The organism is Streptomyces sp. NPDC034049 (assembly GCF_055575575.1).
The window spans coordinates 1-5,830 of record NZ_JBVISJ010000042.1 but is presented as its reverse complement, the minus strand read 5'-3'; the positions used below and the strand labels follow the sequence as shown (position 1 = coordinate 5,830).

The window sequence follows — 5,830 nt, the reverse complement described above, 5'->3', positions numbered from 1 at the left end:
AGGCCGGTGGCGGCGCTGATGTCGTCGACGCTCGTGCCGTTGTAGCCGGAAGCGCGGAACTGCCGCTCCGCGGCATGCAGGACGTGGTCGCGGTCAAAGCTTCGTGGTCTCGCCATGTATCGAAGGTAAGGCCGACCCGCTGTATTTGACAACCCAGTACAGAACCATCTAGGTTTCGGACTGTTCAGTAAACAACGGTGCTGGGCTCACCGGACAGGCCGCGTGCACGCCTGTAGCACGCAGCTCTGGAGCGAGCCGACCGGTGAACGCTGCTTCGAACCCACCCACCCCAGAGGACCGCATGACCGCGGTCCGTACGGACGACGCCGCACCGGAAGGCGCGAGATCCCGTGATTGCTGCTGAAGAGACGTTCGACGGCACGTGGCCGTATCCCGCCCGCTTCGACGAGGCTGCCGGCTTCCGCCAGCACTACGTCGACGAGGGCCCCGAACGGCCCGATCAGACGATCGTCATGCTGCATGGCGAGCCCACGTGGGGCTACGAGTGGCGCCACCTGATCGGGCCGCTGTCGCGTCACCATCGCGTGGTCGTTCCCGACCACATGGGCTTCGGCAAGAGCGAGACACCGCAGGACCGCACGTACGACGCGAGCGAACACATCCTCAATCTCGAATCGTTGCTCGTCGACACGCTCGACCTCACGGACATCACCCTGGTGCTCCGTGACTGGGGCGGCCCCATCGGCACCGGGTTCGCGCTGCGTCACCCCGACCGGATCTCCCGGATCTTCGCCACGAACACCGTGCTGCCCCTCGCAGACGACATCGCCCCTCTCATGAAGGCCAACGGCGCCGAGAGCCGGTGGTTCCAGTGGGCCCACTCGGCGCTCTCGGACGGTTCGTTCGAGCAGATCCTCGGCAACGCGGGTCACACCATCGCCCACCTGATGATCGACCTGCAGCATGTCGCCCGGCCCGAGATCGCCACGCCGACCTGGATCCGCGCCTACTCCAGCCCCTTCCCGACCCCGGCGGAGTGCCGCGGTGTCATCGCCTTCCCCCGGCAGGTCCTGGAGGGCCCCCAGGGCCCCCCGCCCGGCCCGCCGCCCATGGAAGCCGTCGCCGCGCTGCGTGCCGTACCGGCGATGCTGGCGGTCGGGATGCGGGACACCGCACTGCTGCCCGAGTACGTGATCCCGTCGTTCAGGCTGGCCTACCCCGACGCGCCGGTGGTCGAGATTCCGGGCGCCGGCCACTTCCCGACCGAGGACGCTCCCGAAACGCTGCTGGCACTGCTCGAGCTGTTCCTGCAGGCGACGCCCGCGCGCACCTGAATCCTGAGTGCCGAAGGGCTGGTTCCGCGCGTGCGGAGCAGGCAACGCCACCGATCTGGTCGCCCGGGTCGGGGCCTCCGCAGCGGCCGGCGCCGACATCAACAGGATGCTGGCCAGCGCGGACACCGACGCGGCCCTCCAGAAGATCACCGAGGTGAGCCCGCAAGGGGCCACAGGATGATCTTGAAGGTCTGAGATCTCAGACCATCACCCTCGCCTCACCTTCCTCGGGGAGGAAACCGATCCGTTTTCCCGTCTGGAAGCTGATCAGGTTCCAGACGGGTTCAGCCACGCCCAGCAAGCAGCAGGAGCGTCCCGCCGAGGTCAACGCCACCCTCCTCGACTTCCTCGCCCGCCTCGACGACTTCACATCCTCGGCTTCCTGAACGGCCGACCCACCCCCACCAGATGAAGGACACGACAATGTCGGAGCGCAATCCCATGGACAAGAACACGACATCGCGACAGCGGGCCCTGGTGGTCGGCCTCGGGATCAGCGGGACCGCCTCCGCGCTGCGACTGCATCGCGCCGGCTGGGACGTGGTGGTGCTGGAGAAGGCCCCCGAGCGGCGCCGCGGCGGATACTTCATCGCCCTGTTCGGGACCGGGCTCGCCGCCGCCGAACGGCTGGGCTTCGCCGATGCGGTGCCGAATCGCTTCGCTCCGGAAAGCGTGAGCTACGACACCGACCGCACGGGCCGGCGCCGCCGCGGTCTGGGCTACGCCGATGTGTTCGGCGGGTCTCGAATGGTGATGCGGGGCGACATCGAAGACGCGGCCTTCACCGCCCTGCCCGACGAGGTCGAGATCCGGTACTCGACCGTGCCGGTCGCGCTGGACCAGTACCTCGACGGGGTGGACGTCGAGATCCGCGACCTGACGACGGAGACGACGACCGTCGAACGGTTCGACCTGGTGGTCGGGGCGGACGGACTGCGCTCGACGGTGCGCCGGCTTGCGTTCGAGCCCGAGCAGAGCCCGATCCGCCGGCTGAACTACATGATCGCCGTGTACGGCCTGCCCGAGCCGGTACCCGGCTACGGCCCGCAGGACGGGCTGGTCATGGCCGAGGCGGGCCGATCGGTGTGGGTGTTCCCGTTCGCCGACCGTCCGCCGACGGTGCTGTTCTCCTACCGCACCGACGACGTGGACGCCGAGTTCACCCGGCCGGCCATCGACTCGCTGCGCGCCGCCTACGGCCCCGAGCCCACCGGCTCCACGCTCGGTTGGCTGCTCGACCAGTTCGAGAAGGCCCCGGACCACCTGTTCGACTCCGCCGAGCAGGTGCACCTCGACCACTGGCACCGCGGCCGAGTCGTGCTCGTCGGCGACGCCGCGTGGTGCCTGACCGTTTACTCCGCCATGGGGGCATCCACCGGCCTGGCCGGGGCGGACCTGCTCGGCACCATGCTGGAACGCCACCCGCACGACGTGCCACGAGCACTGCAGGACTGGGAGGACCACCTGCGCCCGTTCATCGACCACCACCTCGGCAGCGGTGTGCGCCAGCGCAGTTTCTTCACCCCAGGCAACCGCGCCGAGTTGCTGCTTCGGTCTGTGACGATCCGCCTCGCCCGGCTGCCGATCGCCGGCCGACTGTTCGCCAAGACGATGACCAACAGGGCGCGGATGAAAGGTCTGGATATCGCCGCCGCTGCAGCGTGAGTGGCGTTCCTCGAACACGAGCGGGAGAACGAGGTCGTCTGGGCCCGAAACTGTGGCGACTACCAGGGTCTGGCTGCGGGTGCCGCACCGGCTGCACACGATCCCGGTCTTGCGGTCGAGGCGGTGCAGCCGCAGCGGACCCTGGGCGGGTTCAGAGCGCACGACGCGGTTGGCGAGGCGGGTCATCGGCGCCGCGGCTTGGTCGTGGAATCGCCGCCACCGCGGCGGCCGCGGACGACGAAGGAGCCGGGGCCGACGCTGGTGCGTGCGTTGTTGAGGAACGAACGCAGCCGGCCGGTGTAGGCATCGTGCAGTTCGCTGGCCATGCCTGTAAGGCGAGCAGCCACAGCACAGATCAGCCGCGGGCGGCCCCGGGATGGCCGCAGCGGCCGGTAGCCGTCGGTGTCCAGCTTGGCCGACGCCGTCGATGTCCTCCGAGTGGGTTCCGTGAAAGTGGACGTTGGCATGGTGGCTGGGCCAGACGCCAGCAGCTCATCGTCGATGGGCCGGCCGGCACGACGCAGCGCGGTCACCGCCAGGCCGTAAAACTCGGTGCTCCAGGTAACGATCGCGTCGGTGGCCACCGTCAGGCACCACATCTGCTCCGACTGGTGCACTGCCCGTACTGCCACGGCTGGGAGGTGCGCGATGAGCCCATCGGTATCCTCGCCGCCGGCGCGGCCTCCAAGGCACGCACGTCACGCCCGCTTCCCTCAAGGCGCAGGCGTGAGCCCCAGGTTCTCGGCCGACTGGCGGAGGGCCTGAGCCACGGCCGCGGTTCGGGGTTGTGGGCCGAGGGGGGAAGCGGGCCATACGGCCGCGATGGGGCGGTGGCCCGCCGCGGGGACCGCGGGGCAGGGCCCCGGTTTCGGGTGGGGCGTCGGTGAGGGCCAGGGTGGGGACCACGGCCGCGCCGAGGCCCGCCCGGACCAGGGACAGTGCGATGAGGAACTCCCGAGCGGTGTGGGCGCGGCTCGGGGTGTAGTCGTTCTGCGCGGAGATGCACGCGAGGGCACGGCCGCACGCCGTGCCGGGCGGGGCGGTCACCCAGGGGCGGTCGGCGAGGTCCCTGAGCGAGCGGGGCGACGGTGACCAGTCGGCCGGGGTGACCACGCGGTACTCGTCGTCGGCGATCGGCGCGGACGCGAGGTCGCGCCACTGCTCGTGCGGATCGGGATCGTCGCCGTCGTACTCGACGACCAGGCGGAGGCCCGCTGTGAACTCGCCGAGCTGACCGGCCGTTCGACGGGGCCGGTGACGATCGCCGCGTTCTCCTCGGACATCTGCTCGTCCCGGCCCTCGCCGCCCTCGCCCGCCTACGCCGGAAAGCTGGTCGACTGGGCGAAACAGCACCTCAACCTGACCGGCAAGCCGGTCAGCCGCCCCAAAGACGCCTCTGGCTTCGTCGTGCTGCCTCGCCGGTGGGTCGTCGAGAGGTCGCTCGCGTGGATGATGCACGCATGCCGCCTCGCCCGGGACTGCGAACGGCATCCAGTACCGAGACCCTGATCACCTGGGCCGTCATCACCCTCATGACCAGGCATCTCGCACGGAAGGTGCGGCCCCCAGCCGGCCGAGGAAACCCACATCGACCACCAGTGCCTGGCAGGCGTGGTCACCGTTCCCCGGTCACGCGGATCCCCGCAGCCCGTGCTCCAGCTGCCCTCTAGGCGGAGGCGGCAGCCACGAAGAACGGAATGGCGATGAGGAAGCGGTCGGCCTCGGCGCGTCGGTGCTGTTCGGCGAGCCACTCATCGGCCTGGTCACGGTCGACGGCACCGCTCATGCAGGCCGACTCGGCGAGCCCGGTGAGCAGCGACAGCATCACGGGATCAGTGAACACGCTGGTGTGCACCTCGACGGTGACGTCGTTGAAACCGCCGTCCAGGAGCAGGTTGCGGTACTGGCGGGCGGCGCGGGGAGTGCCCAGGAGGTCGGCGCGGGCGTGCACGATCGTGCGGGTGAGCGCCGCATCATCAGAGTCGACCATGATGGCGTCCCAGTCCTGCCCGACCAGGACGATCCTGCCGCCCGGGCAGAGGACGCGCCGCGCTTCCGCCACCGCGCGCCACGGCTCCTGAAGTGCGTGGAAGACCTTGTCGGCACGGTAGCCGCGCACACTTCCGTCGGCGAACGGCAGCTCCTCCGCCCCCGCTTCCCGGAACTCGACCGCCGACCACCGTTTCCGGGCCTCGGCCAGCATCCACGGATCGGCATCCACGCCCACCGCGTGGACGCCCCGCTCGGCCAGCTCGGCGACGGCCCGCCCGGCACCGCAGCCGACGTCCACGACAGACGAGCCCGGGACAAGAGACAGCAGTTCGTAGGAGCGGGCCCGCAGCAGGCTGGCGCTCTGCATCTGGTCCATCGCGTCGAGGAGGGCCAGCATGGCCTCGGTGCGACGGTGCTTTTCCATGAAAGGAGTCGTCACAGCCGTGGCCTCCTGCCTTTCCTTGTCAGTCATGGTTCGGTCGACCCTTCGAGTTCTGGATGGCGGGAGGGGGGTCAGCTGTTCAGGAAGCCCAGGATGTGGTCGGCGACCGTCTTGGCCTGTTCGACGTGCGGGAAGTGCCCCACGCCGGGTACGACGATGCGTTCGAAGCCGTTCGTGAACAGGTCGTCCATGCCGTCGCTCACCTCCACGGAAAAGCAGTTGTCGTCGGCCCCGTGGAGGTAGAGCGACAGGATGGCGAGGCGCCAGGCGTGCACGCAGCCTGTCCTGTGTGACGAGGCCGGCCGTGCCCTTGTCAGTGGTGGTGTGGGCGGGGCAGCAGTGCGAAGGCGCTCTCCGCGATCGAGGTCAGGCGGTCGGGGCTGTGGCCGTACGCGCCGACGACGTCGCTCCCGCGGATGATGGTCAGCAGGAGGTA

The 5,830-nt window shown here is 69.6% G+C and carries 7 protein-coding genes and 2 pseudogenes; 4 read left to right on the top strand and 5 right to left on the bottom strand.

What is annotated here, in order from left to right:
• The coding region (locus ACZ52C_RS41870; protein WP_469079074.1) for a TetR family transcriptional regulator at positions 1-116 on the bottom strand (116 nt) is incomplete at its 3' end.
• Positions 117-350: 234 nt separating this feature from the next.
• Here ACZ52C_RS41870 and ACZ52C_RS41865 point away from each other — a divergent pair.
• The 3 genes from ACZ52C_RS41865 to ACZ52C_RS41855 all read left to right on the top strand — a co-directional run bounded on the left by ACZ52C_RS41865 (position 351) and on the right by ACZ52C_RS41855 (position 2,960).
• Complete coding sequence (locus ACZ52C_RS41865) at positions 351-1,295, top strand: alpha/beta fold hydrolase (protein ID WP_469079774.1); 945 nt, start codon at positions 351-353, stop codon at positions 1,293-1,295.
• Between the two features lie 7 nt (positions 1,296-1,302).
• Positions 1,303-1,476: a hypothetical protein gene (locus ACZ52C_RS41860; protein WP_469079773.1), complete on the top strand. Its 174-nt coding sequence runs from the start codon at positions 1,303-1,305 to the stop codon at positions 1,474-1,476.
• 242 nt (positions 1,477-1,718) lie between these two features.
• Positions 1,719-2,960: an FAD-dependent monooxygenase gene (locus ACZ52C_RS41855; protein WP_469079772.1), complete on the top strand. Its 1,242-nt coding sequence runs from the start codon at positions 1,719-1,721 to the stop codon at positions 2,958-2,960.
• 182 nt (positions 2,961-3,142) lie between these two features.
• Here the strand turns inward: ACZ52C_RS41855 and ACZ52C_RS41850 are convergent, their stop codons facing one another.
• Both ACZ52C_RS41850 and ACZ52C_RS41845 read right to left on the bottom strand, forming a co-directional pair.
• On the bottom strand, positions 3,143-3,544 hold the full coding sequence (locus tag ACZ52C_RS41850; protein ID WP_469079775.1) for a hypothetical protein: 402 nt from the start codon (positions 3,542-3,544) through the stop codon (positions 3,143-3,145).
• A 310-nt stretch (positions 3,545-3,854) separates the two neighbouring features.
• A pseudogene (locus ACZ52C_RS41845) lies at positions 3,855-4,073 on the bottom strand (LysR substrate-binding domain-containing protein); the annotation flags it as partial.
• Positions 4,074-4,274: 201 nt separating this feature from the next.
• Between ACZ52C_RS41845 and ACZ52C_RS41840 the strand changes: the two are divergent.
• Positions 4,275-4,513: pseudogene (locus ACZ52C_RS41840) on the top strand (transposase); the annotation flags it as partial.
• Positions 4,514-4,626: 113 nt separating this feature from the next.
• Here the strand turns inward: ACZ52C_RS41840 and ACZ52C_RS41835 are convergent.
• Both ACZ52C_RS41835 and ACZ52C_RS41830 read right to left on the bottom strand, forming a co-directional pair.
• Positions 4,627-5,376, bottom strand: a complete 750-nt coding sequence (locus tag ACZ52C_RS41835) for a methyltransferase domain-containing protein (protein ID WP_469079771.1) — start codon at positions 5,374-5,376, stop codon at positions 4,627-4,629.
• A gap of 89 nt (positions 5,377-5,465) precedes the next feature.
• Positions 5,466-5,669 (bottom strand): alpha/beta fold hydrolase, encoded by a 204-nt coding sequence (locus ACZ52C_RS41830; RefSeq protein WP_469079770.1) that lies wholly within the window; start codon positions 5,667-5,669, stop codon positions 5,466-5,468.
• Between the last annotated feature and the right edge of the window lie 161 nt (positions 5,670-5,830).

Excerpts from the sequence above, each read along its gene's own strand:
- ACZ52C_RS41855 (WP_469079772.1), top strand. The coding sequence starts at position 1,719 with ATGTCGGAGCGCAATCCCATGGACAAGAACACGACATCGCGACAGCGG.
- ACZ52C_RS41835 (WP_469079771.1), bottom strand. The coding sequence starts at position 5,376 with ATGGAAAAGCACCGTCGCACCGAGGCCATGCTGGCCCTCCTCGACGCG.